The sequence below is a fragment of the Paenarthrobacter sp. RAF54_2 genome, from assembly GCF_052113945.1.
In the GTDB taxonomy this organism is placed as follows: domain Bacteria; phylum Actinomycetota; class Actinomycetes; order Actinomycetales; family Micrococcaceae; genus Arthrobacter.
The window spans coordinates 46,293-70,574 of the sequence record NZ_JBFRDV010000011.1; the positions used below are offsets into that span (position 1 = coordinate 46,293).

Annotated in this window: 22 protein-coding genes and 1 tRNA gene; 9 read left to right on the forward strand and 14 right to left on the reverse strand. The window is 61.5% G+C overall.

What is annotated here, in order from left to right:
- Positions 1-83 precede the first annotated feature (83 nt).
- Positions 84-659 (reverse strand): TetR-like C-terminal domain-containing protein, encoded by a 576-nt coding sequence (locus AB4Y87_RS12665; RefSeq protein ID WP_442004693.1) that lies wholly within the window; start codon positions 657-659, stop codon positions 84-86.
- Positions 660-739: 80 nt separating this feature from the next.
- Between AB4Y87_RS12665 and AB4Y87_RS12670 the strand changes: the two genes are divergently transcribed.
- Complete coding sequence (locus AB4Y87_RS12670) at positions 740-1,237, forward strand: DUF4188 domain-containing protein (RefSeq protein ID WP_442004694.1); 498 nt, start codon at positions 740-742, stop codon at positions 1,235-1,237.
- A 14-nt stretch (positions 1,238-1,251) separates the two neighbouring features.
- Here the strand turns inward: AB4Y87_RS12670 and yczR are convergent, their stop codons facing one another.
- Entirely contained in the window at positions 1,252-2,706 is a 1,455-nt protein-coding gene (gene yczR, locus AB4Y87_RS12675) for a MocR-like transcription factor YczR (protein ID WP_442004695.1), read from the reverse strand.
- Positions 2,707-2,766: 60 nt separating this feature from the next.
- Between yczR and yczE the strand changes: the two genes are divergently transcribed.
- Entirely contained in the window at positions 2,767-3,405 is a 639-nt protein-coding gene (gene yczE / locus AB4Y87_RS12680; RefSeq protein WP_442004696.1) for a membrane protein YczE, read from the forward strand.
- 29 nt (positions 3,406-3,434) lie between these two features.
- Here yczE and AB4Y87_RS12685 read toward each other — a convergent pair whose 3' ends face one another.
- The 6 genes from AB4Y87_RS12685 to AB4Y87_RS12710 all read right to left on the reverse strand — a co-directional run bounded on the left by AB4Y87_RS12685 (position 3,435) and on the right by AB4Y87_RS12710 (position 12,134).
- Positions 3,435-4,265, reverse strand: coding sequence for a DNA-formamidopyrimidine glycosylase family protein (locus AB4Y87_RS12685; protein ID WP_442004697.1), 831 nt, complete (start codon positions 4,263-4,265; stop codon positions 3,435-3,437).
- The gene (locus tag AB4Y87_RS12690; RefSeq protein ID WP_442004698.1) at positions 4,258-9,165 is read right to left on the reverse strand and encodes an ATP-dependent helicase; all 4,908 of its coding nucleotides are present in this window, start codon (positions 9,163-9,165) and stop codon (positions 4,258-4,260) included. Before AB4Y87_RS12690 ends, AB4Y87_RS12685 begins: the two co-directional genes overlap by 8 nt.
- 55 nt (positions 9,166-9,220) lie before the next feature.
- Complete coding sequence (locus tag AB4Y87_RS12695; protein WP_442004699.1) at positions 9,221-9,850, reverse strand: DUF4232 domain-containing protein; 630 nt, start codon at positions 9,848-9,850, stop codon at positions 9,221-9,223.
- A 114-nt stretch (positions 9,851-9,964) separates the two neighbouring features.
- The gene (locus AB4Y87_RS12700; protein ID WP_442004700.1) at positions 9,965-10,702 is read right to left on the reverse strand and encodes a YcnI family copper-binding membrane protein; all 738 of its coding nucleotides are present in this window, start codon (positions 10,700-10,702) and stop codon (positions 9,965-9,967) included.
- 100 nt (positions 10,703-10,802) lie between these two features.
- Entirely contained in the window at positions 10,803-11,423 is a 621-nt protein-coding gene (locus AB4Y87_RS12705; protein WP_442004701.1) for a hypothetical protein, read from the reverse strand.
- Positions 11,424-11,561: 138 nt separating this feature from the next.
- Positions 11,562-12,134 carry an SRPBCC family protein gene (locus tag AB4Y87_RS12710; RefSeq protein WP_442004702.1) on the reverse strand — a complete coding sequence of 191 codons (573 nt, stop codon included), beginning with the start codon at positions 12,132-12,134 and terminating at the stop codon, positions 11,562-11,564.
- Between the two features lie 141 nt (positions 12,135-12,275).
- Here AB4Y87_RS12710 and AB4Y87_RS12715 point away from each other — a divergent pair, with 141 nt between their 5' ends.
- On the forward strand, positions 12,276-12,938 hold the full coding sequence (locus AB4Y87_RS12715; protein ID WP_442004703.1) for a hypothetical protein: 663 nt from the start codon (positions 12,276-12,278) through the stop codon (positions 12,936-12,938).
- A gap of 429 nt (positions 12,939-13,367) precedes the next feature.
- Here AB4Y87_RS12715 and AB4Y87_RS12720 read toward each other — a convergent pair whose 3' ends face one another.
- Both AB4Y87_RS12720 and AB4Y87_RS12725 read right to left on the reverse strand, forming a co-directional pair.
- Positions 13,368-14,462 carry a glycosyl hydrolase family 28-related protein gene (locus tag AB4Y87_RS12720; RefSeq protein WP_442004795.1) on the reverse strand — a complete coding sequence of 365 codons (1,095 nt, stop codon included), beginning with the start codon at positions 14,460-14,462 and terminating at the stop codon, positions 13,368-13,370.
- Positions 14,463-14,835: 373 nt separating this feature from the next.
- Positions 14,836-16,419: an ArnT family glycosyltransferase gene (locus AB4Y87_RS12725; protein WP_442004704.1), complete on the reverse strand. Its 1,584-nt coding sequence runs from the start codon at positions 16,417-16,419 to the stop codon at positions 14,836-14,838.
- Between the two features lie 306 nt (positions 16,420-16,725).
- Here AB4Y87_RS12725 and AB4Y87_RS12730 point away from each other — a divergent pair, with 306 nt between their 5' ends.
- Entirely contained in the window at positions 16,726-17,214 is a 489-nt protein-coding gene (locus tag AB4Y87_RS12730; RefSeq protein ID WP_442004705.1) for a hypothetical protein, read from the forward strand.
- A 209-nt stretch (positions 17,215-17,423) separates the two neighbouring features.
- Here AB4Y87_RS12730 and AB4Y87_RS12735 read toward each other — a convergent pair whose 3' ends face one another.
- Positions 17,424-18,425 carry an Abi family protein gene (locus AB4Y87_RS12735; RefSeq protein ID WP_442004706.1) on the reverse strand — a complete coding sequence of 334 codons (1,002 nt, stop codon included), beginning with the start codon at positions 18,423-18,425 and terminating at the stop codon, positions 17,424-17,426.
- A gap of 297 nt (positions 18,426-18,722) precedes the next feature.
- A tRNA-Ser gene (locus AB4Y87_RS12740) sits at positions 18,723-18,812 on the reverse strand.
- A gap of 171 nt (positions 18,813-18,983) precedes the next feature.
- Between AB4Y87_RS12740 and AB4Y87_RS12745 the strand changes: the two genes are divergently transcribed.
- The 4 genes from AB4Y87_RS12745 to AB4Y87_RS12760 are packed head-to-tail and all read left to right on the forward strand — an operon-like array spanning position 18,984 to position 22,623.
- On the forward strand, positions 18,984-19,985 hold the full coding sequence (locus AB4Y87_RS12745) for a zinc-dependent alcohol dehydrogenase (protein WP_442004707.1): 1,002 nt from the start codon (positions 18,984-18,986) through the stop codon (positions 19,983-19,985).
- A 3-nt stretch (positions 19,986-19,988) separates the two neighbouring features.
- On the forward strand, positions 19,989-20,387 hold the full coding sequence (locus AB4Y87_RS12750) for a 6-pyruvoyl trahydropterin synthase family protein (protein WP_442004708.1): 399 nt from the start codon (positions 19,989-19,991) through the stop codon (positions 20,385-20,387).
- Positions 20,388-21,395 carry a glycosyltransferase family 4 protein gene (locus AB4Y87_RS12755; RefSeq protein ID WP_442004709.1) on the forward strand — a complete coding sequence of 336 codons (1,008 nt, stop codon included), beginning with the start codon at positions 20,388-20,390 and terminating at the stop codon, positions 21,393-21,395. It begins immediately after the preceding gene.
- A gap of 4 nt (positions 21,396-21,399) precedes the next feature.
- Entirely contained in the window at positions 21,400-22,623 is a 1,224-nt protein-coding gene (locus AB4Y87_RS12760) for a DNA glycosylase AlkZ-like family protein (RefSeq protein WP_442004710.1), read from the forward strand.
- A 22-nt stretch (positions 22,624-22,645) separates the two neighbouring features.
- Here AB4Y87_RS12760 and AB4Y87_RS12765 read toward each other — a convergent pair whose 3' ends face one another.
- On the reverse strand, positions 22,646-23,026 hold the full coding sequence (locus AB4Y87_RS12765) for a VOC family protein (protein WP_442004711.1): 381 nt from the start codon (positions 23,024-23,026) through the stop codon (positions 22,646-22,648).
- A gap of 21 nt (positions 23,027-23,047) precedes the next feature.
- On the reverse strand, positions 23,048-23,584 hold the full coding sequence (gene tadA / locus AB4Y87_RS12770) for a tRNA adenosine(34) deaminase TadA (protein ID WP_442004712.1): 537 nt from the start codon (positions 23,582-23,584) through the stop codon (positions 23,048-23,050).
- A gap of 22 nt (positions 23,585-23,606) precedes the next feature.
- Between tadA and upp the strand changes: the two genes are divergently transcribed.
- Positions 23,607-24,242, forward strand: a complete 636-nt coding sequence (upp, locus tag AB4Y87_RS12775) for a uracil phosphoribosyltransferase (protein ID WP_442004713.1) — start codon at positions 23,607-23,609, stop codon at positions 24,240-24,242.
- Positions 24,243-24,282 lie beyond the last annotated feature (40 nt).

Here is a 24,282-nt window from a genome sequence, read left to right on the forward strand (position 1 = left end):
CCTTCCGGGCCTGCCCCAAGTAGGTAGCAGTAGATGCCGTTTTGAACGTTCAGAACGGCATCAACTGCTACCTACTTTTGGGCTTAAGGGGCCCAAGCGCGGGCGACTGCTTCAAGGGAGGCGTCATAGATCCCGGCCCAGTCCGTTTCGGGTTCATTCATCCGCGCCAGCTCCAGGCTGACGAGTCCGTGAACCTGCCCCCAAATGGCCATTGCGATGAGGGAGGGATCATCGGAACGGATCCTCCCGGCCCTTTGGGCGGCGACTACTGCCTCCACCAGCGGGAGCATCGAGGCTGAGGCGACTTCCGGCGTCGGGCTGCAATCCACATACGCGGCCACCGCGCCGCTGAACATGAGCCGGTAAAGCGCCGGATGTTCCAAAGCCCAGACGCGGTACGCCCGGCCCAGGCCCAGGAGTCCGTCTTTGGCCGCGTCCTGTTGAGACTCGCCGAAAGAGCGAAAACCGTCGTCGACGGCGGCCGTCAAGAGTTGCGATTTCCCGCCGAAGAGCGAGTAAATCGCCGAGGTGGAGGTGTCTGCGGCCGCGGCGACGTCGCGGAGAGTGACACGAGCGGGACCTTCGCGGTCCACGAGCTCCGCGGTTACTTCCAGGAGCCGTTGCTGAACGTGCTGATCATGAACAATGGGTCTTGCCATGTCTCCAAGTGTTTCATAACATCGTTTTATAACAACGTTACGAAACTGGGAATCCAAAGTTTCCCAACCAAAGGAGCGACATGGCACAGGAGATTTTTCCCGGACGTTTTACGGCTGACATCGGGGGAGAAACAATGACTGTCTTCCTGATCGGGATGCGGGCCAACCGGTGGTGGAAGATGGGCAAGGTGGCGCGGGTAGCATCATCCATGCCCACGATGATGCGGCATCTTGCCGCCAATCCCGAGGCCGGGTTGCTCGGGAGTGAGCAATGGTTCGGGCGCACCACCATTCTGCTCAGTTATTGGGAAAGTCCCGAGCATCTGAGGCGCTTCGCGGCGGACCGTGAATCCCCACATTTGGGTCCATGGCGGAAGTTCATGAAGGAAATTTCCGGCAGTGGCGATATCGGGGTGTGGCACGAGACGTACCAGGTACCGGCGTCGGGCATTGAAGTGGTGTACAACGGCATGCCGCTCTTTGGCTTGGCCAAGGCAACTTCCCATGTTCCCGTCGGCCCGGGCAGCAACACGGCGAAACAGCGCATGGGTTCAGCTGCTGGCGTGGCGCCCAAGTAGCGGGTGAGCGGCTCTTAGGCGACTGCGACGGCGGGTGGCCGCCCGGCCTTGAGGGTCCGGCGGAGTTGGGGAGAGGCGTCGAGCTTGTCCTGGGCGGCGCGCAAGGCGCTCACGGCGAATTCGAGCTGCGCTGGTGGCAATGTATAGGGGACGCGTAGGTAATGCTCGAAGGCGCCACCCACTCCGAACCGCGGTCCGGCTGCCAAACGAAGCCCGAAATCCGGCGCCAGCACAGTGAGAGCAGTGCTGCAGGCTGTGGGCAGGCGGCACCAAGCCGTGAGTCCGCCGCGGGGCCTTTCCACCTCCCATTCCGGCAGGTGTTCGGCAAGCAGTGCGAGCAGGGACTCCCGGTTGTGACGCAGCTCGTGCAGGCGGGCATCGAGCGGTTCGGCGAATGACCTCACCAGTCGCGCGGCAGCCAACTGCTCAACCACGGGTCCACCGAGGTCCATGGTGGTCCTGGTCGCCACGAACCGGGTGATCATCGCTTCGTCCGCCCGGATCCAGCCCGTCCTGAGTCCGGCCCAATGCGACTTGCTGAGCGAGCCGATCGAAACGACCCTGGCACTGAAGGCTGACATCGGCGAGGTCTTGACGGCGTCGAGGTTCAATCCGCGCAATGTCTCGTCCACCACCAGCACGGTCCCGGCGGCAGCGGCCGCCCGGGCTAAACGGCGGCGCTGCAGATCGGACATGATGCGCCCTGTGGGGTTGTGGAAGTCAGGGACAAGGTAGGCCATTGCGGGGCGCTGCTGGTTCATCGTGGACACCATGGCATCAACGTCCCAAGCAGGGGAAGCGTGGGGTGGCAACGCGACAGGCAGCACTTTGCAGCCCGCCGCCCGTATGGCATCCAGGGCGTTTGGATATGTGGGGTGTTCCACCAAAACCCTGTCCTGCTTTCCCACGAGGGTATGGAGAACTACGTTGAGGGCGTGCTGCGCGCCGGATGTCACCAGGATCTGATCCGCGGTAGTGGGTACTCCTTCCGCGGCATACTTCTCCGCGATTGCCTGCCGCAGGGCTGGCACTCCAAGGGCGTCGTACCCGAAGCCGGGGAGCAGCGCAGGCAATTCAGTGAGGGCCTCGGCGAACGCCCGGTGGACAACTTCGCCGGCGGCCGGAAGCGATGCGTAGGCCAGGTCCAGGAGTCCTTCAGGCGCAGCAAGGCCCGGAACGCTCACGGGTGCGTCGCGGTGGGGGATGCTTGTCCGGCCGCGGCTGCCTTGGCCTGCGGTGAGGAAACCTTGTTCGCGAAGGCTCGCGTAGGCCGCAGTGACAGTGGTGCGGCTCAGGCCGAGCGTCTGCGCCAGCGCACGCTCACTGGGTAGTGCGACGTCCAGCGGAATGCGCCCATCCATCACCAGCAAACGCACGACATCGGCCAGCTCACGGTAGGCGGGCAGGGCGCCGTTGCTCCAAGAGCCAAGGAGGCGGACGAGTGCGGTGGGATTCAGTGAGCCGGGCATAGGACCAGTATTGCAAACTGGCTATGGAATACAAGGCCAGTTTTCGAGGACCATGGTTTTATGATGACCCGAAGAATCACACAACTCCTGATCGGCCTCGCGATGTACGGCATTTCCCTGGCCATGTTCATCCGCGCCGATCTTGGCCTTGACCCTTGGGACGTCTTCCACCAGGGCGTTTCGGAAAAGACCGGATTCAGCATTGGGGTTGTGGTGATCGCGGTCAGTTTCCTCGTCCTGCTCCTCTGGATCCCCCTGCGGCAAATGCCCGGATTCGGAACGTTGGCAAACGCCGTCCTTGTGGGAGTATTTGCTGATCTGGGCTTATGGCTGATCCCGGAGTTCTCACACCTGGGCGGACAAATTGCGATGCTGGCCGGCGCGGTGATCCTGAATGGGATCGCGTCCGCTTGCTACATCGGAGCACGCCTCGGCCCCGGAGCCCGTGATGGCCTGATGACGGGGCTGGTTCGCCGGACAGGGTGGTCTGTCCGCCTTGTCCGAACGGGAATTGAAGTAGTGGTCCTGGCCGTCGGCTTCTTGCTGGGTGGGTCCGTAGGTGTCGGTACGGTAGTTTACGCGCTGGCAATCGGTCCGATCGTGCAGGTTCTCTTGCCGAAGTTCATGGTCCCTGAACCTGCCAAGGCTCCGGCCCCGGCTGAAGCTACGGAGGCTGTGGAGGCCGCGCCGGCCGCCTGACGGCCAGCCGTCCCAACGCTACCCACGGACTACGGGAGGGGTTGGCATCTGGGACAGAAGTAGATGTCGCGCTCCTCGGTTCCATCCGGCGCTGCAAGGACGTCGCGGCGAATAGGCGTTCCGCAGCGCCTGCATGGCTGGCGTGCCCTGCCGTAAACCCAGTAGCCGGGCCTCATCGCCCGGGGACCCAAGGTGGTCCGCAGGCCTGGACCGAGGTTCTCGCCCAGGAGTCTCTTGGCATCGTTGACGGTCTTGGCGAGATCCGGCACTGAGCCCACAGGCAACGCGGGGTGGATTCCGGAAAGGAAGCATGATTCGCAGCGGTAGATGTTGCCGATCCCGGCCAGCTTCCGCTGATCGAGCAGGGCGTAGCCGATGGGGACGTCGGGTTCAGCCTGGAGCCGGCGGAGGGCTTCTTCCTCATCCCAGTCAGGGCCGAGCAGATCAGGCCCCAGGTGCCCGACGATCCGATCTTCCTCGCCACTTGGCACCACCTCGAGAATGCCCAACGAGAACCCGACCGCATCAGCGGAAGCCGTCCGCAACACGCATCGTGCAGTGTGCCCGGGTTTGGTCCAGCGACCTCCGGGCGGGTAGACCATCCAACTGCCTTCCATCTTGAGATGGGAGTGGATCGTTAGCTCACGGGGTTTCCTGCTCGCGCCGGGTTCCTCGTCTTCAGGTCCCACCACGCGCATGAGCAGGTGCTTGCCCCGCGGAACCACCTCGGTCATTGTCCAACCCGCAAGGTTCAGGGTGGCGAAACGCGGCACCCGGAAGTCTGAAGCTGTAAGGACCTGCCCGGCCAAGGCCGCGTTGAGGCGCGAGGCTGCACGCCAAATGGAATCTCCCTCAGGCACGGATCCGCAGCCCCTTCGGCGTCGAGTAGGCTCCGGCAGCCGCAAGCGCAGCAGCAATCGGCGTATCCAGGAGGTCGTGACCGTTGACCTTTTCCATGAAAAGCTTGTCCACTGCTCCGCGACGCACCACGTCCACCAAAGCTTCGGCAGCGACCGCCAGGACGGCGTCGTCATGGCTGAAGGTGAGAAGAGTCTTACCGCCGCGCTCAACATATAGGACCAACGCGCCGTCGACCATCACCACCAGTGCGCCAGCCTTCCGGCCGGGGCGGTGTCCGGAACCGGCATCGATGGACAGTGCAGGCCAAGGCAACGCGGCGCCGTAAGGGTTGGCCGGGTCCGTGGCGGCGAGTGCCAAAGCCGCGGGTTCTGCCTTGTTGATACGCGCGTCTTCGGTGAAGGAACGGAGCCTGTCCACCGTTGCGGGGACGGCAAATTGGGCGGCTCCCAGATGCTCAATGAAGTAGCCACGGCGGCAACGCCCTGCTTCCTCGAGTCTTGCCAGAACTTTATACATAAGCCCGAATCCGCCAATGATGTTCTCTGCCATGACCGATCCCCGTGTGACCACGCCATACCGGTCCAGCAGAAGCTCTGCCGTGCCGCGTGCGTGGATGGTCGGGTCAAGTTCGGGCGAAGGCAGCGCGGACCAGCGTCCTACGGCTGATGGCGGGGCGGGAGCGGTGCCGGAGACGGAACCATAACGCCCGCCTGTAAGCCCGGGGGATCCCAGAAGGCCCGTACCGTGGGAGCGCCCCAACCTGCTCATTCTCGGGGCACGGGCGCGAGGTGCCTTGGCGACCTGCCGGTGCGCTGTACGTCCGCCGGCGATCATGGCGCGCACGGGAGCAAAGGTGTCGCCCGTGACGCGGCCGGCCCACACCAGGTCCCAGAGTGCCGAGACCACGGCATCATCGCTCAACACAGAGTCCATTCCGCCCGCCACCTCAGTGAGTTGGCGGAAGAAGTAGCCGCCACCTGCACCCAAGTAGTCCAGGAGCCGTTGTTGGGCGTCGCCGGGTTCGAAATCGGGGGCCGGATTGAGCGTCAGCTCGGCGGAGTCAGCCACGTGGAGGCTGATCCAGCCGTCGTTCCCAGGCAAGGCCCCAGCCCCGGACCACAGCAACTCACCGGCGGCCATCAGTTCGTCCAACATGGCTGGTTTGTAGTCCGCCACGCGGCTCGAGAGCACCAATGGCTCCCATGCGGAAGCGGGGATGGGAACGCCTGAGAGTTGATCGACCGCCGTGATGATGCCATCGAGTCCGCGCAATGCCTGGCTCCGGGATTTCCCGGGTGCGGTCACGTTCTGCCAGGCCGGCAGGAACCGCCCATAGGCGGCAGTGTCAACGGGCTCAACCTCTGCGCGCAAGGCAGCCAGGGATCGACGCCGGAGCTTCCGCAGGACCTCGGCATCACACCATTCGCTGGACGGCGGTGCGTCTGCGGACATGAGCTCGGGATCTGCAGCCTCCACGGTGCTGCTCTCCGTCGCCACGGCATGCGGCCGGAACTCACCCTCCACAACACGACCATCGGCAGCGAGCCGCTTCAGTGCAGTATTGACGACGGCGACCCCCAGTCCCAGCCTGGATGCGGCCTCAGCTGCTGTGAACGGTCCGTGGGTGCGCGCATACCGTGAGACGAGATCGCCCAGGGGATCGTGGACAGGCTCAATGAAGGCAAGCGGCACGCCCATGGGCAGGGGAACACCAATGGCGTCGCGTAGCCGGGCAGCATCTTCCACTGCTGCAAAACGTTCGACGCCGCCGATCGTTACCTTCAGCGCGCGGTTGGCTTTCTGGAGTGCGGCAAGGTGTGAGCCCGCATCCGCCGCTTCTTCAAGGCGCTCCATCACTTCCTCGACGCTGAGTGGACCAAGGAGCCGGAGGAGGTCAGCGACACCTTCCATTCCGCGCACGCGACGGTCCGGCACCAGACGCTGCAGCTCGCGTTCCGTGGCATCGATGACCGCCGCGTCAAGAAGCTCGCGCAACTCCACCCTGCCCAAAAGCTCATTGAGCAGCGTGGAATCCAAAGCGAGGGCCGCCGCCCTACGCTCCGCCAAGGGGGAATCGCCCTCGTAGAGGAACTGTGCCACATAGCCAAACAACAGGGACTTCGCGAACGGCGACGGCTGCTGGGTAGTGGTCTCCACAATGCGCAGTTCGCGGCGCTCAACTGAGGCTGCAATGTCCTTGAGGGCGGGCAGATCGTAAACATCCTGCAAGCATTCCCGGACGGTTTCGAGCACGATGGGGAACGAAGGGTACTTCCGGGCGACGTCCAGTAATTGGGCAGAGCGTTGTCGTTGCTGCCACAGGGGTTGGCGCTTGGCGGGGTTTTGGCGGGGCAGCAGCAGCGCGCGGGCGGCACACTCACGGAACCGGGAGGCGAACAACGCGCTGCCCCCAACCTCGGCGGTGACGATCTGTTCGAGTTCTTCGGGATCGAAGAGGAACAGCTCGGCACCGGGTGGCTCGTCCTCCATCATGGGGACGCGAAGAACGATGCCGTCATCGGCGGCCATGGCGGAACCATCCAAGCCGTAGCGCTGCTGAAGGCGTTGACCAACGGCCAGAGCCCACGGCGCGTGAACAGGCATGCCGAAGGGGCTGTGCAGGACAACACGCCAGTCCCCGAGCTCATCATGGAAGCGTTCCACGACCAATGTTCGATCGCTGGGAACGATGTTTGTAGCCTGCTTCTGTTCTTCCAGATATTGCAGCAGGTTGCCCGCCGCAAAGGCGTCGAGCCCACTGGCTTGGCAGCGTTCCATGGCCGGCGCAGGATCGGCCGCGGAGAGTTCGCGAATGAAGGCCCCCAAAGCGCGGCCGAGATCCACCGGACGGCCGAGCGAATCGCCTTTCCAGAAGGGGAGCTTGCCCGGTTGGCCGAAAGCAGGGGAGACCAAAACGCGGTCGTGAGTGATGTCTTCAATTTTCCAGCTGGTGGCTCCGAGGGCAAAGATATCGCCTACCCGTGATTCGTAAACCATTTCTTCGTCGAGTTCACCAACGCGGCGTCCACCCTTCGCGGCACGGGCGGAGGCGCTGGGACCTTCCCCATCGGCGTTGGCAGAGGATGAGGATCCTTCAACTTCCGTGCCGATGATATACACGCCGAAGAGGCCTCTGTCAGGAATGGTGCCGCCTGAGGTGACGGCAAGGCGCTGTGCCCCTGGCCTGCCCTCAATAGTTCCTGCATGCCGGTCCCAGATAATGCGTGGCCGAAGTTCTGCAAATTCGTCGGACGGATACCTGCCGGCAAGAAGGTCCAGCGTGGCCTCAAATGCGGACCGGGGCAGGCTGGCAAAAGGCGCCGACCGGCGGACCGTGCTGAACCATTCCTCGACGTCGATGCTGCCCAGGGCCGTAGCGGCCACAGTTTGCTGGGCAAGGATGTCCAAAGGATTCGTGGGGATGCTTAGGCGCTCGATTTGGCCGCTTAGCATCCTTTCGACTGTGACGGTGGTGTGAAGGAGGTCAGCCCGGTGTTTGGGGAACAACACGCCCTCGGAGATCTCGCCCACTTGGTGGCCGGCACGCCCTACACGCTGCAGGCCGCTGGCTACCGAGGGCGGTGACTCTACCTGGATGACCAGGTCCACAGCTCCCATATCAATGCCAAGTTCCAGTGATGAGGTGGCAACGACGCAGCGCAGCCTGCCCGACTTCAGGTCATCCTCGATCATGGCCCGCTGGTCCTTGGAAACCGAGCCGTGGTGGGCGCGTGCCAACACGGGATCCGCTCCGCTCGTGCTGCCGGCCTGGGCCATCATATGGGCCGGCGTCGCCGTGGACACGGGAGCGCCCGCTGACTTGGTGGCCGGCCCGGTGCCCCAGCTTCCCGAATCCTCCGCGTTGTCGGGAGCGCCCCACTCTCCTCCGGCCGCGGCCAGCATTTGCCGTTCGGCATAGATCTCGTTCAATCGGGCTGTCAGCCGTTCGGCCAGGCGGCGTGAGTTGGCGAAGACGATTGTGGACTGCTTGGAAAGGACAAGATCGACAATCTGTTCCTCAACATGGGGCCAGATGGATGCTTGGGGTTGAAGCCCGGAAGCAGGGCCGGAGTCAAAGGCGCCCGCAGCCCCTTGGAGGTCCGACATGTCCTCCACAGGCACAGTGACTGTGAGATTCCAGTTCTTCTTGGACTGCGGAGCCACAATTTCCACAGGGGCCTGACCGGCCAGGAACTGGGCAACAAGTTCACGCGGCTGCACCGTAGCGGAGAGGCCGATCCGCTGGGCAGGCTTCGGTAGAAGGGCATCAAGCCTTTCCAGGGACACCGCAAGATGGGCGCCCCTCTTGGTTCCCGCGACAGCGTGAACTTCGTCAATGATGATGGTGTCTACTTCGCTCAGCGTTTCCCTGGCACGGGACGTCAGCATCAAGAACAGGGACTCCGGCGTGGTGATCAGGATGTCCGGCGGGTTCGATAACAGCGAGCGGCGATCTGCCGCCGTCGTGTCTCCGGAACGGACGCCGACTGTCACCAGTGGTGCCGGGAGCCCTAATCGCTTGGCAGTTTGCGTTATCCCGATGAGCGGTGAGCGAAGGTTCCGCTCCACGTCAACACCCAGTGCTTTAAGGGGTGATATATAAAGGACGCGGGTCTTTGTCTTGGGACGCTTCGCGCGGCCCTTCCCGTCGGGGACGGACTCCAATCCGGGCAACGTATCCGACGGCGTGGAATGCAACCGGTCCAAGGCCCAAAGGAAAGCGGCGAGGGTCTTACCGGAACCAGTGGGGGCCACCACCAGGGCATGCGAGCCCGACGAGATAGCGTTCCACGCACCATCCTGGGCGGGAGTGGGCGCGGAAAAAGCGCCAAGGAACCATTCCCTGGTTGCCTGGCTGAAACGGCCTATGGCGCCGATGGACGCCTGCTGCTCCTGCATTCCTCCATCATGCCCCACGGCTCAGACAGAATAAGCCCGAGCCGTGTGCTGATGGTTAGACAGCCTGGAAGGCAGTGATGGTCAGGAGTTTGATGCCTGCGTTGCTGCAGGCATCGTGTTGCTCGGCGACGAACAGTGAGGCTGTGTCGTTAGGCGGGTAGATGCGGTAACCAGCCGCCGGAACCTTGGTGCAATCGCCATAGTTTCCAGCCTGGGTGTAACGCAGTTCAGCCCACGCCGACTTCCCTGGGGCAAGCTCGATCTTGGTGACGGGCGTAGTGGTTTCACGGGTAGCGGGCTCACCGATAGGGGCGCCGTTGGCATCGGCCGTCAGGGAAACTCCCGCGAAGCCTTCCAAGGTGCAAGGCGTGGTTCCGGAGTTCGTCAGGACCAGTTTCTCGTAGATGCTCCCAGCAGCGCCGCCGCCGGTGGAATCAGTGGCGGCGGTGAGGGAACCGGCCTTGCATTGGCCTTCGGCCGCAGGCGCTGCGGAGGTGGCCGTTCCGGACGGCGAAGGCGAGTTGCTCGCGCTGGGAGAGGCCGACGTCGGAGATGCGGAAGAGGAGGTGGGAGGGGCGCTGCTGCTTCCAGCCGGGCTTGGGCTTGGCCCACAAGCAGCAAGGAGCAGCAGCGAGGCTGCGGCCGTCGTCGTCACAAGTCCAGTTTTGATGCGCTGAGTCCACATGGGCACCAGCCTTGCGCTGGGTGTGACGGGAGTCAATTGAGCCACGGCAAGGAAATTGGATTGGCGTCCGGATCGTAATCTTTCCGAACGCCAATCCTCTAAAGGTTCACGCTTTTACTTGGCGTCGTCCTTGACTACTGCTGTCTTTGCTGACCGGCCGCGGAAGAACGCGGCGCCGCCCAGGCCCAAACCAGCGATGCCGGCGATAAGGCCGGCCCAGCTGCGGGCCTGTGATCCATCGTCGGTTACCGATGACGCCTGCTCGGTGGACACCGTGCCTGCTGCGTGGTGGTCACCTTCGGCTTCGGCAGGTGTGATGGTGACGGACGGGGCCGGTGCTTTGAGCTCGTGCTCGTCTTGTCCATCCTTTGGGATCTCCGACCAGTCAGTCTGGCCCTGCTCGCAGGTCTGCAGCGTGGGGAAGTAGAGCGTCTTGCCCGCGGCGTCGGGCAGTTTGACCGAGAGAACCAAAGCATCACGAAGATGCGGGTCCAGCGGGGCCTTGGCTGTGTAGACGATCTGGCTGGTCCGCTTGGTGATGGTGGTGCCATCATCCAGCTTCTTCGGCTCCGCCAACGTCTCCGTGACCTTCTCGACGGTCCAGTTTGGGTTGACCGTGGGCTGGGCATCGGTCAGTTCCTCGGGCAACGAGATAGCGACTTTTGTTGTGCCGAACGTATCGCAGCCGTGGGGGATGCCGAACGTCAACAGGGCATACGACTTCGCAGCAGTCTTGTTCGGATCGGCCGATACGTGTGCGGATGCTCCGGCGAGGCCGGCCATCATCAGGACAGCGGTTCCGCCAGCGGCGGCAGTCGCGGACAGGGTACGGCGGAGGGTGGACTTCTTCATGGGATTGCCTTTCGGGGGCGCCAGTGTCGGCGCAGGGTACGGGTTTGTGGCCCGTCACCAAAGGCGTCTGCTTAGTGCGTTGCGCTGGTGCCGGGCGGAATCAGGGAAGAACGACGACGGCGGGCGGGCCGCGGCGGCTGTCTTGCCTCAGGTTCCGCCACGGGCGCGGCAGGAAAACGTCAGGCGCGCCGACTGCGATAGGAGAGGCGCCGGCGTCGGGCCTGAACAGCAGGGTTGGCAGCGCAACTAAAGGACGCAGCCAGGCCCCCAGCTGCCACAGCGCATCCTCGCCCTTGGCCAGGATCACGGCAGAGCCGATCGTGGCCAGGATGTGGCCAGCCAGCATCGCGGTGCCCAGAGTGGTGCCGAGCTCATGGACGTGGGGCGTCGCTGTGTAGAGCAAGGGAGTCAGAGGTTCGGCAGCGGCGTGGTGCGCGTTTACTTGAGCTGTTGCCGCTACTGGACTCAAAGCCGTGAAGGCTTCATGGAGCACGAGCTGGCTGGTTCCAAGCAAGGCCGTCATGGCGGTCAAGTTGAGCTTGAAGCGCGTAGCCAGCGTCGCGGCCAATCCTGTCAATGCGACAAGGGCCAACAACACCACGGTAGTGGGTAGTTCCCCGCCGCCGATCACGTGAGCCCCAGCTGCAAGAAGCACTATGACGAGCGAGATCGCACCGGACCGCAACGCATGGAAGGGTGCCCTGGGCTGCGATGAGCGCACGGAGTCCTCCCTCGATCGTCTGGCTGGATACTGCCTGTTGTCAGCGTCTTGATTCTATCGGGAGTTCGGAGCCGGACTGGCCTCGGATGGGTGCCTATGTGGATACTTTGCGCGCGTGTGGGGATGCTGGCCCCGGGTTTATTGCTCTGAAAGTCGGCCCTTAGTACGCACAAACGTTGGTCCCGGCGGTTCCGGTATGCGGCTGAGATCCGCACCGGGCCGACGACGGCGGAGCTCAAGTTTCAGGCTTTCCTCGCCGCGCGCCATGGCCCAGTGGTGATTGGCCGAGAACGCAGGCTTCAGCAGCCAGCTCAGCTTTCGCAGGAGTGGCTTCGCTGTGCTGACCCGCCAGTCGTAGGTGATGACGACTTCCGGGCCGTCGGTTTCGAATGTCCAGCGGCCCCTGCCGTTGAGGTCTCCCTCGGCTTTGAGCGCAAAGCCGTGCAGGGTAATGGGTTCAGTAACGGTGAGCCGCCAACGCAGGGTGTAGGGGAGCCAGCCCTTGGTGTGGAGGTCGAACGAGGCGCCCACGCCGTCCGCGTTGCCTTGCGCCACGGGTGTCACCTTGAGGTACACCGAGGGCCACCACTGTTTGAGGGTGGCCGCGTTACCGAGGACATCCACCACTTCCTCGCGCGTTCCGGCCACTCTCCAGACCGTAAGGAACTCGTAGTCGGTGCTTTTGCTGGTTCGTTGCCTTGACCTGGCCATTGGTGCCTCCGCTGCTAATCGTACCGAGAGGTTGGTTCCGGCGCCTTAGCTTTCGGGGGGCGGTCCGGGATCTCTCTTGTGGTGAGCTCTCTGCTGATGCTCAAAAGGGCGACTCGCGCTGGCAGATTGAGGATGCAGATCTTGCCGACACTAGGCTTGGCGATTGTGTACATAGGTCATTTCGCCGCAGCTGCTGTCATTCTCGCAGTGGCGCCTGAAACGCCCGCCTTACCAATCGCGGTCGCAGTTGCGTGGCCGGACATTGTTTGGCCCGCATTGGTCTTCGCTGGCAAAGAGTCGGTGAAAGTGGACCCCAATAATCCGTTGCAATCCCGCGTCAAATTCACTTCATACCCATACTCGCATTCGCTGGTCCTCGGTGGTGCGCTCAGCATTGTGCCTGCACTGCTGGCTGGCGTGATCTACCAGAGTGTCCTTGTGGGTGTCCTGTTCTGGGTTGGCGTCCTGTCTCACTGGCTTCTGGATGTGGTGGTCCACCTCCGGGACCTTCCAGTTCTTGGCTGGGGCCGGAGTGATCGACGTGTAGGTTTTGGTTTATGGAGCCGCCCTCGACTGGCATTCGTCCTGGAGTATGCGTTCTTTGCCGTAACTGTTCTTTTGGTGGCGCCTCCCTCGATGTTCGCCGGACTGCTCGGCGGAGGGTTGCTGCTTCATTTGTTCAATATCAACTCGTTCTTCGGCTTTACCAAGAAGAACCCAGTCGGCACGCCCAGACGCTTCGCTTTGCTTGCACTGGTGGGCTATGCCATCGCGATCATCTGGTTCACGATGTCCTGGCAGTAATTTACCGATGAGAAATGAACGGTTATATCCAGGCTGTTGGCACTGCGGCAGTTTCCTGACCGAGCACACCGCCATAGGAATCGACGGTGATGCTGGCTCCCCGGGAGGCCCGCTGCGCTGAGCTGTGGTCCTATCTCAACACTTGTGTGTTGTCTAAGCACTTATCCGTAGGGGTGCGACTCGGCAAAGGTGTCGGCGATTGCATCGTTGTGGCGGATGCAGGCCCAGATGTCCCTGAAGACACCTCCACCGGGTTCGCAGTGGAAGTGGATACTTCACAGGCAGGATCGCCTGGTTGCGCACACGAAGAAACAGCGAGAAGCCCTAAAGTCGCGGCCAGCAAAGTGGCTCTCAGAAACCGTCGCCTAGCACGCATTGAAGCTCCCAAGGATTACAGGGAAACCTATCAGGATTAGTTACCGGGAGCAGTCAATCTCCGCACGTCGCGGTCAGAGTGTTCCTGAGGTTCACATTCCCCGTGCCGGCCGGAAGGTTGTAACCGCCTGAGCTGCAGGCCGTGTTGTCCGTCATTGTCACGTACCTCACCGCGCGCTCGAAGTCGATGGCCCCTCCGGCAGTCTGGATGTCGTTGTTCCTAAAGGTGTTCCCCACGATCTGGATGTGATGGATTTGCTGCGTTCCATCGTAATAAGCGTCGTGCAGCCCGCGTGGGGAACCCCAGACGGTGTTACCCGTGAGATCAATGTTGTAAATCACGCCGGATCCGCCAGCGAGGTCGATCCCGGCGCCATGACGACCGCCGCGCACGTCGTTGTTCGCGATCCTGACGTCGTGAACGTCCTCGGCGCCGTACGTGTGGATGGCGATTCCGTCATCCCCATCGGTGCCTTTGCGTTGGTCAACGACGTTCCCAACAATGTCGCCGTTACTCGTGTTCATTGCGTGGATGCCGTCCAGTTCAACATATTTGCCGTTGGTTGTAGATTCAGTGCTGCTGTCCTTGACGCACCAGGTGGAACCGCCGACGAACGCAATTGAGTACGTCAAAGGGTTTTTCGTGTGAACACCTTGGACGAGCGAGTTCAACGAGTCGCGGACGTCAATCATGTACTCATTCAACCGGCCCGTGACGTTGCCGTTCAGAGTGTCACCTGACTGATCTGCAGTGAAGTTCGTCAGTGTTGTATTGTCGGCCCCTGCCGTCGTCACGATCGGAAAACCGCCCGCCGGACCGCTGTTGTTCATGAAGGTTGGCCCGGCCTTCAAAACGGTTGTTGGCCCGGATCCTTCGAGTTTCACATTGCTCGCCATGCGAAGTTTGCCGTTGATAACAAACGTCCCCGCAGATAGTTTCACAACGCCACCGCCGGCCGCGCCTGCCACATTGATCCTGCCTTGGATGGCGGCCGTATCGTCGATGGCGTCATCTGGAGTGGCCGTGACGGGGTAAAGGTTGGTCGCGCTGCTACCCGTGGCACCACTTAAAGTGCAGGACGACGTAACTGCAAGAGGCACGAAATTCTGAACCGATGTCGCAGTCGCGGCGGGCGCTGCCGGCGTCATTGCAATCAAGACCAGAAGTGTAGCGCTTGCAGAAGTTACGAAATGGAGCAGGCGCTGGCGCTTGCTCCGACTCCTACCTGACACCTTTGCAGCTGCCGGAGAAGACTCATCATTTGCACCACACGGCGGCGACGAGTGGAGCCCAGAGCTGTCGATGTAATAAGTCATTGATTTAGTGTCCGATCAAATTCTCGAGGCTGATGACTACGACGCGGATCGTTCACTTGTCCCGGTCGCCTTTACTTCTTTAGTGCCTGCAGCTCTGTAAACGTGACGTGAAGAACGACTTCCCAAGGGTGTCTCGGCTGGCATCTATTCAGGCGTGGGCCGTGCTTCATGCCTGGGATCCGGCCATGAGATTAGAATCCTGCCTCTACCGGTATCCGCCATTTATCGGTGGCAGGATCGTCCCTCCGGCGACTGCGGCGTCCAGCTTAGTTCGGTCCAGCTTCCAAATGACCGTCTCACCTGAAGTGGGTCCGGTAAAAATGAAAACCGGCTGAGCATTGCCCTCCAGCCAGTCCAGGAGTTCAGGAGCCGCGAAGCCGTAGCCCTCGCTCAGCGGCCTTCCCTGAGTCAGGACGTACTCGGCGCCAGCGTTCCTTAACGACTGCAACGAGGGCAAAACCTCCCAACCTTCGTGTGGCATTAGTGCGAATTCACCGGTTACCGACGTCAACCCCACCTTGGAAGATCCGGGCAGTTCGGCGTTCATCCAATCTCGTGCGCGGACAAGCCCGTCGTCCACGACTGACCTTGCCTGTATGCCCAAACCGAGACTGAGAACTGCCACGACTGCCACTGCGGCAGTTGTGATCCTGCGAAGTCGGGGTCGCCACGAAACCAACATCGCCAGAGCCACCGGCGTTGAAACCAGGGCTGCAAGAACAACGCAGTATCCAAATTGTTCTTCTGCCGCCCCAAAGAAAACTGAATAGATGCCCACGAAACCTGTGAAAAGCGAAAACAAGCCAATGACGCGCCGACTCGTCACCTGTGAGGTGACGGCCACGGCACCGGCCAGAATCGATAGCCCCAGGAGCAGATAGCTGGTGCCGAACCGGCCAGCCATGTCTATAAGCCGTTCTGTCAGGTTCACGCCCGGAACTGAATTGAAGCCGGTCATTTGAACGGCTCCCATCATTCTTAGAACGCCCACCGACTTTTGTTCGATGAACTGCGGAAGCAGGCCGTTTGCTCCGATCACGCCTAGATAGATCAAATAGGGCACGGCGGAAACGACGAGGATTCGCAGAGCTGTAAGCAGTGGAACGGTTCTACGCCAGAACGTGGCGGCCACGAGCGGGACGACAGTGAACGCAGCAGTCATGTCTTTGGTGACGATTGCCAGCCCGAAGACCAACCCGGCGCTGAGTTCAAGCCACAAGCGTGTGCGGTCCCACTTGCGGTCTATCAGGTGAAGGACGAGTAGCCATCCCGACAGTACAGCCAGGCCAGCTGGAGTCTCCATCATCAAGCGCCCGTCCATGCGGAGGACAAAGGGATCACTGGCCTGTATGACGGCAGCCACCGCAGCTGGTCCTACTCCGACCAGACGGCGCACCAACAGAAAGCAGACAACCACCGTCAATGCTCCGAGGACCGTGTTGACCCAGCGCAATTGCAAAGCCAGGTCCATGGGGTGGCCCTCAAGACCGAGCACGCGTATTACGAGCGCGTTCAGAGCGTACGAGGCCGGGGGATGAAGAAAAAAAGGGTTGCCGAGAATTGATGGCATTTTCCCATCAGCAATTTCTCTGGCGAGGTCCGCGTAAGTAACCTCGTCGATAAATACATCGTTCGCCCGCTGAACGCCGAACACCCGGAACAGCAGGGCCAGTAATCCCACAAACACCGCGATCCACCAAGGATTTCGAAGCGTCCTGGAAGACATGATGGCCAAGCTCCGCACTCGAAAATGGGGCGGAGATGCTTCGGCTTGATCCAGCGAGTTCATGACGCTCCTCAGCGTGGTTGGATGCGCTACATGCACGATTTTCAAAGGTAATGTATTTTTCTCGATTCAAACAATCGAGCTTTTTCCTTGCAGTTTGGTGGTGGTAAGCATTTAAAGATTTAGTCTCGATTTGATTAATTCTTTAGTTTTTCGCGTCACGAAATGAAAGTTAGGTTTAGCGTCCCCTGGACCGCTGCGAGGCTGGGTCCTTTTTGGCAGCCGTGCCCTTGAACATAAGACGCAGGCTGCTAAATTGTTCTCGATGGGGGCGCATCGGGTACTCCCTGGAATCTTCAGGGGTCCCACATGAGCATGCAGTTTCCGGAGCCAACTGCTCCATCAACCACAGAAGCCGGTGCACTGGAAGCGAAGAGATCCCGCAACGGGCGGACCGGCGTCGGCCTCTGTCTGATCTTTATCGGCCTGGCATGGGTACTGCTCTTGTGGCGCACGTATGGCGGAGCCAGTTCGGAAATTGCCGCTCTCAATGAGACTGAGCGAACAGAACTGATGATGGCTGATGCTCAGAACATCATTCTGACCGCTTTCCTGCTGGCCGTCGGAATCTGGAATGTTGCCACCCGGCGCAGCAACTCCAAAACTCCATTGGTAGCGGCACTGGTCCTGGTCGGACTAGAGCTCGTCCTCGACGTCGTAAGCGTTGTTGATACCGTAACCACCACAGGGGAGATGCCCAACGTCGTCAGCTTGATCTTTCGCGTCGCCATCCTCGCGCAAACCATCAGATTGCTGCGGTTCAAGCCGGTCAATCCGCTCCTATTGCAACTGCCGTAAGGTGCCGTCAGGAGTTCAAACCGCTGGCATGCCTCCTGCCCCCAGTCCACCAAAGAAAAGGCCCGGCAACCCTCATAAACACAGGGAAGCAGGGCCTTTCAAGTGGTGGTGACGGTGGGATTTGAAACCTCTCCTGCATCACCAGTAATACGGAAAGTTCCTAGAATTCCTCTCGATATCTTCCTATGTGAAGTGGAGCCCGAACCGATCTAGTTAGGCTGCCACAGCGGGAGAGTTTCCCACCCCTTCGGACAGCCCATGCTGTACTCCATATCCAGCACGGGGTGGCCTTCCTCCGTCAGCAGTTCGCTTGCTTTCGGGAACTTCTTAAGTTGCGTTCTCAGCGTCGCGGGCCACTGGCTGCCCGAGTCGCGGGACTTCAAGAGGTAGCTAAGAAGGGCCAGTGCGTCATAGAGGCGCTTCTCCCTTGGGAGTGCCGACAGATGCGCCAGCTCGGGGCCCACAGTTGCTGACGGCACCTTAAGTTCATAGGTGAGGATTCGATTCCATAGTCGATGATGGTGCGCGCACACATTTCGCAGCCCGTTCATCGCGAGAAGCCACTTGTGAAATCGTCTGCCGTCGGTCACGCCAAAGTACCTGGCTACAGCGGTCTTGTCGGAGTCAACCAACAAACTGAAGAGGCGAACAAGTGAACCAAAAGTCAGGATCTCGGTCGTCAGCCATATCGGGAGATCGTTGCCGTACTTGATGAGATGGTGGGCGACAAAATCTTCTTCTTTCCCCTGAGTCCGCGCCTCCCTGTAGGTCTTCAGCCAGTGGTCCCAACCCGCCTTGCCCTCGATATCCAGCGCAGTGCAGGCGCCAGTGTCCAAATGAGCGGCATTTAGGTGAGCGAACTGGGAGCGCTTCCCCAAGGTGTGAGCGATAGCGGCCCGGAAGGAGATTTCAAGATCCTGAAGTCCGTCAAGGCAGATTCTTCGTAAGTTCTGATCAAACTTGTATAGGGCTGAGGCATGTTCCAAACAAGTTCCGGGGAAAAAATCCTTGCCACGCATTTGATAGGGCGTTTCCTGCTCGGAGGCGGACGGCAGCGGCACTCGAAATGGATATGTGTACGCCTTCAGGCGAGAATAGCCGATGGTTCTTAGCGTGGTTTCCGCCGTCGACCTGTCGCCAACGTCCATGCCGCGACGCGAAAGAGTCGCTCTAAGTTCGCTGTATTGAAGGTGCGGCTTCTGGTAGGTCACACGCCATCCTAGAACGCTTGTTAAATGAAGACCGGCACTTATCAAGTCTTGATCTGCGAGCAGTCAAAGTCTGAAAGCGGTGCCGGTGTTTATGGACTTCACTATACACGACCCCCAGCCGGGGTGATGGCAGCATCAGAAGTAGCCCCAGGTAGGATCCTTCGAGGTTAGTCCTTCAACCCTCTACGAAGTTGGACAGGTTGTCAGGACAGGTACGGGGTTATGACGTCAAGGGGATCCAAGCAAAGCAAAAGGCCCCGCAACCCTCATAAACAAAGGGAAGCAGGGCCTTTCAAGTGGCGGTGACGGTGGGATTTGAACCCACGTTGGCTTTTACACCAAACAACATTTCGAGTGTTGCACCTTCGGCCGCTCGGACACGTCACCAACTGAAATAGGGTACCGGAGTTCGGGCCCGTTCCCCAAAACGAGCCACAAACGCGCCACAAACGCGCCACAAACGAGCCACCAAGCAGACGCAAGCCAACCACCCAGGAAACGCCGACAACCAACGCCAGCTTCCGCCCACCCCAACCCAGCGATAGATTCATAAGCATCATGACTATCTCGCGCGAACAAGAACACGAGGCCCAGGCCTACTGGGTCACTGAGTCGGGGCACGGTGAGCTGCGCCCGGAGGCCATACCAACGCCGGGCCCCAAAGAAGCCCTCGTCAGGACCCTTTACTCGGGCGTCAGCCGCGGCACGGAGCGTGTTGTGCATGAGGGGCGGGTCCCGGAGCGCGTGGCGGATCTGATGCATGCGCCGCATCAAGAAGGCGACTTCCCCGGCCCGGTCAAGTACGGCTACCTGTCCGTGGGCGTCGTAGAACAAGGCCCGGACAACTGGCTCGGCAAAACGGTTTTCAGTCTGCACCCGCACCAGGATTTCTATGTCGTCCCGACGAATCAGCTCACAGCCATACCGGCCGACGTGCCTGCGCGCCGGGCCGTACTCACGGGCATCGTGGAGGTGGCCATCAATGCCCTCTGGGAAGCCGGGCCCAGGCTGGGAGACCGTGTCGCCGTCGTCGGGGGTGGCTTGGTGGGCGGCGTTCTGGCGACCATACTCCGAAAGTATCCGCTCGGCCGGCTGCAACTCGTGGACGCAGATACGGACAAGAGAGATCTCGCCGAAAAACTCAACATCAACTTCGCGCTCCCGGACGAAGCAGAGAACGATTGCGACATCGTTTTCCACTGCTCCGCCGCCAACGAGGGACTCAAACTGAGCCTTCAACTTGCTGGCGACGATTCCGACGTGATCGAGCTTTCATGGTTCGCTGACAAGGAAGTCACTCTGCCGCTGGGCGAGGATTTCCACGCGCGCAGGCTGACGATCCGCTCCAGCCAAGTGGGCGTGGTGGCGCTGCCGAGGAGACACAGAAGAACCAACGCCCAGCGCCTCGAACTCGCCGCGAACCAATTAAGAGACCCGGTGTTCGACACGTTCCTGAGCAGCGAATGCCAATTTCAGAATCTGCCCACCAGCCTCGTTAAGTTGTTTGAAAAGCCTGGCGGCTTTTGCCATGTGGTCGCCTATCCAAAGCCGGAGGAGTAAGACATGTTCAGCCTGACCGTCCGACGCCATTTCATGATCGCCCACAGCCTTCCCCGCGAAGCCTTCGGCCCAGCGCAGGGCCTCCACGGTGCCACGTTCGTCGCCGAAGTGACCTTCCGCCGCACCGAGCTCAACGAGGACGCAATCGTCCTGGATATTGGCGCGGCAGGCGGCATTCTTGAGGAAATTCTTGAAGACCTGAACTACAAGAACCTCGACGAACACCCTGCGTTCAAGGGCAAGTTGTCCACCACGGAGGCGTTGGCGAAGCACATCGCCGACGCCGTTGCCACCCGGATCCAGAACACAGAGGATGGGCCGGCCCTCAGCGGTATCGACGTCGTCCTTCGCGAGAATCCGGACGCGTGGGCAGGATATTCACTGGAGCTCCCGGTCAAGTAAGTGCACATCCGCTTCCTGGTGCCGGGAAACGTCCGGCATGGTTCCGGCGGGAACAAGTACAACGCCAAACTCGCCGAGCACCTGATGGCCCTGGGCGTCGGGGTCGAGACAGTCATCGTCGACGGCGATTGGCCGGTTGGGAGCGCGGCAGACCGGCGCCGGTTCGCGGAAGTGCTCGACGGCGGCGCTACAGTGATTGCCGACGGTTTGGTTGCGAGCGGGGCCCCGGAAGAGGTGGCGGGCGCGGTGAGTGCAGGAACCAAGGTGTGGGTACTCTCTCATATGGCGCTGGCCGATCACGCGGATCTTGAAGCCCGGGCTCTGGCTGCAGCCTCAGGCGTTGTCTGCCCCAGCGCCCACGCCGTCGCGGAACTGGAAAACAGGCATGGCCTCAAAAACGTGGTGATCGCCCATCCCGGTGTTGAAGCGGCTGAAATTGCCAAGGGCTCGGAACCCCCGCACATCATCGCCCTCGCCGCGCTGCTGCCCAATAAGAGCCAATCAGAACTGGTGGAAGCCCTCGCCACACTGAAGGACCTTCCGTGGGCCGCGGCCCTGATCGGCACGGAACACGCTGACCCGGCGTACGCGACGAAGGTGAGGGCCGCCGTCGAACGTCATGGCCTCCAAAACCGCATCATCATCACCGGCGAGTTGACCGGAGAATTGTTGGAGGATCAGTGGCGCAAAGCCGATCTCAGCATCCTCATTTCGAAGTCCGAGGCGTTCGGCCTGGTGGTGACGGAGTCATTGGCCCATGGCGTACCGGTTCTTGTCCGGCAGGGGACCGGTGCCGTGGAAGCGCTCGGAAGCACAGGAGCGGGGACGGCGCTTGACCTAACACAGCCCAACAACCTTGCCAGCACCATCCGGAGATGGCTTAGCGACCACGAACTCCAGCAGACCTGGCGCACTGCCGCAATCCAGGCCCGGGCCAACCTTCCCGGTTGGGACGGTACAGCAGCAACGGTTCTAAAAGCCCTCGGCAGCGGCGAGGGTGCAGAATAGGGCCATGACGCCCAGAGTCCAGACCATTCCGGCCGCAACAACCCTCACCCCGGAGCGCCTCCGGGCCTGGGCCTGGCACAAACAGGGCCTCGACGGGTCACTCGCAGGAAAGACGTCCGAGGACGTCCTCGATCACGCCGGATGGGCACGCTCGGTGGGCGGCGCCAATCCGTACCTCACCCTGTTCGCGAGGGCTGGAATCAGCCGCGAACAGGCCGACCAGGACGTCAAAGAACTCAAAATCCACGAACTCCCCACAGCCCGTGGCTGCACCTACGTCCTTGGCCGAGCCGATTTCGCCTGGGGTCTGCAGATCGGCCGCGACGCCGCCATCGGACCCTTCAAGGTACTGGCCAGACTCGGCGTGGAGCGCAGCGAGATCACCCTTCTCGAGGACCAAGTGGAGCACGCCTTGCAGGAGTCCAGCGATCCCCTGGACCCCAAGCAGCTCAAGGACCAACTGGGCGATTCTGTCCGGAGCCTCGGGGAGGAAGGCAAGAAGAAGGGTGCAGCCACCACGCTGCCCACGGCCCTGGGCCTGCTTCAGGCCGACGGCCGCATCCGCAGGGTACCCATCAACGGCCGCCTCGACCAGCAGCGTTATGCCTACACCAAGTGGGGCCTTGGGCCCAGCAAAATCGACGACGACGGCGCGCGCCGCCTCCTGCTCGAACGGTACTTGCGCTGGACTGGCGGAGCGACTCTCAAGCAGAGCCAGTGGTTCACGGCCTTCACCGTCGCCCAGAGCAAAGCGGCGCTCGCCGGCGTCGGGGCCGTAGAAGTGCCCACAGCAAATGGTGACGTGCTGTGGATGCTGCCGGACGACGTCGAGCATTTGGCCGACTTCCAAGAGCCGGGCGACGAGCAGATCCAGTTGCTTGCAGGCACGGATTCACTGGTCCTCCACAGGCGGAATTCGGCTGACATGTTCGCTGAGGAGGACAAAGGCAAGAAGGTCCTGGACACCACGCTGGCGCTTCAGGCCGATCTCCCGGATCACCCCATTCTGGACCGGGGCAGAATCATCGGCCTGTGGCAGTACGATTCCGGCAAAGAACGCATCGCAGCCTGGACCTTTGCCAAGCCCACTGCAGCAGTCAGCAGGCGGATCGCTGAAATCGAAGCATGGATCCGCGACGAACTCGGCGATTTCAGGTCATTCAGCCTGGACTCACCGGCGTCGCGCCAGCTACGTATCGACGCCCTCAACGAGGCCGCTGGTCTGTAACGCGCTCAGCCGGAAAAGGGATTCAGCCCGAACCATACGGCCGGGTGATTGCTTCGAGGAAGTGCCCGTCCGGGTCGCTGAAGTAGATCCCGCGGCCGCCGTCGTTGTGGTTGATCTGTTGCGCACGGGAACGTGCGGGGTCGGCCCAATAGGGGATGTGTTCGGCGGTGATCCGCAGGAAGATCGCATCGAACTCCTCTTCGCTGACCAGGAAGGCGTAGTGCTGGGGCGCGATGGTTCCTGTGGCATCGAGGAAATCCAGAGTGACGCCGTTTTCCAAGGAAACAGTGACGAAGGACCACATGAGCTGTGGTGCGGGAAGCCCAAGGATGCGGGCCAGAAACGCAGCCGACGCGTGCTTGTCCGTGGCGTAGACGATGGTGTGGTTGAAAGCGATTGTCATGATTGGCTCCTTACATAGAGCTCAGGCGGGTGAGCGGTGCTCCGCTGCCGGCACACGATGTGTAGCGAAGAAGTCCCGGAGGAGCGTTGCGCATTCTTCCTCACGCACTCCTGCGTAGACCTCCACCCAGTGGTTGAGCCGGCGCTCGCGGAGGATATCGAACACCGAACCTGCGGCCCCGGCTTTCTCATCCCACGCGCCAAACACGACGCGGGGAATCCGTGCCAGGACGATCGCCCCGGCGCACATGGCACACGGTTCAAGGGTTACCACCAAGGTGCAGTCCTCGAGCCGCCACCCGTCGCCGCCTTCGCCCAATTCGAGGGCATGGCGTTGCAGGGCAGCCGCGGCCTCGCGGATGGCGACGATCTCTGCGTGGGCGGTCGGGTCTCCGTGTGCTTCCCGTTCGTTGCGCCCTGAACCCAGCACACCGCCGTCGGGTCCCAGAACGACCGCGCCGATGGGCACGTCGTCTGTTTCCATCGCCAATCGGGCCTCGTCCAGGGCGAGGCCCATCCAGGCCATGTGTTCAGCGTGGTACGGCTCCGTGGCGCTCATGTCTCAATGATAGTTTTGGACGATGCGCACACTCGTCGTGGACCACCCGCTGGTCGCTCACAAGCTCACCGTTCTGCGGGACAAGAACACCCCTTCACCGGTCTTCCGGCAGCTCACTGAAGAACTCGTCACCCTCCTGGCCTACGAGGCCACCCGCGAGGTCAAGACACAGCCAGTGGAGATCGAGACTCCTGTCACAAAGACCATCGGCACGGCGTTCACCAAGCCGACGCCCTTGGTGGTTCCCATCCTGCGCGCTGGGCTGGGAATGCTTGAGGGCATGACCAAACTGGTCCCCACCGCTGAGGTCGGCTTCCTGGGCATGGCCCGCGACGAAGAGACACTGGACATCATCACCTACGCCGAGCGCCTTCCCGAGGACCTCACCGGACGTCAGATCTTCGTGCTGGACCCCATGCTTGCCACCGGCGGCACCTTGCGCGAAGCCATCAAATTCCTCTTCAAACGCGGCGCCTCCGACGTTACGTGCATCTGCCTGCTGGCTGCTCCGGAAGGCCTCGCCAAGTTGGAGGAGGAACTGCAGGACGCCAATGTGACGGTAGTCCTCGCTTCGATTGACGAGAAGCTGAACGACAGGTCATATATCGTTCCAGGCTTGGGCGACGCCGGCGACCGCCTCTACGGCGTGGCCGGCTAATCCGTACGCCTCTACCGCTTTCCGGCGCGCCCCGTTAGCC

Bases quoted from the DNA above. Each gene is read 5' to 3' on its own strand.
- AB4Y87_RS12690 (WP_442004698.1), bottom strand. From the start codon at position 9,165: ATGCAGGAGCAGCAGGCGTCCATCGGCGCCATAGGCCGTTTCAGCCAG.
- yczE (WP_442004696.1), top strand. From the start codon at position 2,767: ATGATGACCCGAAGAATCACACAACTCCTGATCGGCCTCGCGATGTAC.
- AB4Y87_RS12695 (WP_442004699.1), bottom strand. From the start codon at position 9,850: ATGTGGACTCAGCGCATCAAAACTGGACTTGTGACGACGACGGCCGCA.
- tadA (WP_442004712.1), bottom strand. From the start codon at position 23,584: ATGAGCGCCACGGAGCCGTACCACGCTGAACACATGGCCTGGATGGGC.
- AB4Y87_RS12710 (WP_442004702.1), bottom strand. From the start codon at position 12,134: ATGGCCAGGTCAAGGCAACGAACCAGCAAAAGCACCGACTACGAGTTC.
- AB4Y87_RS12665 (WP_442004693.1), bottom strand. From the start codon at position 659: ATGGCAAGACCCATTGTTCATGATCAGCACGTTCAGCAACGGCTCCTG.
- AB4Y87_RS12670 (WP_442004694.1), top strand. From the start codon at position 740: ATGGCACAGGAGATTTTTCCCGGACGTTTTACGGCTGACATCGGGGGA.
- AB4Y87_RS12725 (WP_442004704.1), bottom strand. From the start codon at position 16,419: ATGAACTCGCTGGATCAAGCCGAAGCATCTCCGCCCCATTTTCGAGTG.
- AB4Y87_RS12750 (WP_442004708.1), top strand. From the start codon at position 19,989: ATGTTCAGCCTGACCGTCCGACGCCATTTCATGATCGCCCACAGCCTT.
- AB4Y87_RS12730 (WP_442004705.1), top strand. From the start codon at position 16,726: ATGAGCATGCAGTTTCCGGAGCCAACTGCTCCATCAACCACAGAAGCC.
- AB4Y87_RS12700 (WP_442004700.1), bottom strand. From the start codon at position 10,702: ATGAAGAAGTCCACCCTCCGCCGTACCCTGTCCGCGACTGCCGCCGCT.
- AB4Y87_RS12745 (WP_442004707.1), top strand. From the start codon at position 18,984: ATGACTATCTCGCGCGAACAAGAACACGAGGCCCAGGCCTACTGGGTC.
- AB4Y87_RS12760 (WP_442004710.1), top strand. From the start codon at position 21,400: ATGACGCCCAGAGTCCAGACCATTCCGGCCGCAACAACCCTCACCCCG.
- upp (WP_442004713.1), top strand. From the start codon at position 23,607: ATGCGCACACTCGTCGTGGACCACCCGCTGGTCGCTCACAAGCTCACC.
- AB4Y87_RS12720 (WP_442004795.1), bottom strand. From the start codon at position 14,462: ATGACGCCGGCAGCGCCCGCCGCGACTGCGACATCGGTTCAGAATTTC.
- yczR (WP_442004695.1), bottom strand. From the start codon at position 2,706: ATGCCCGGCTCACTGAATCCCACCGCACTCGTCCGCCTCCTTGGCTCT.
- AB4Y87_RS12765 (WP_442004711.1), bottom strand. From the start codon at position 23,026: ATGACAATCGCTTTCAACCACACCATCGTCTACGCCACGGACAAGCAC.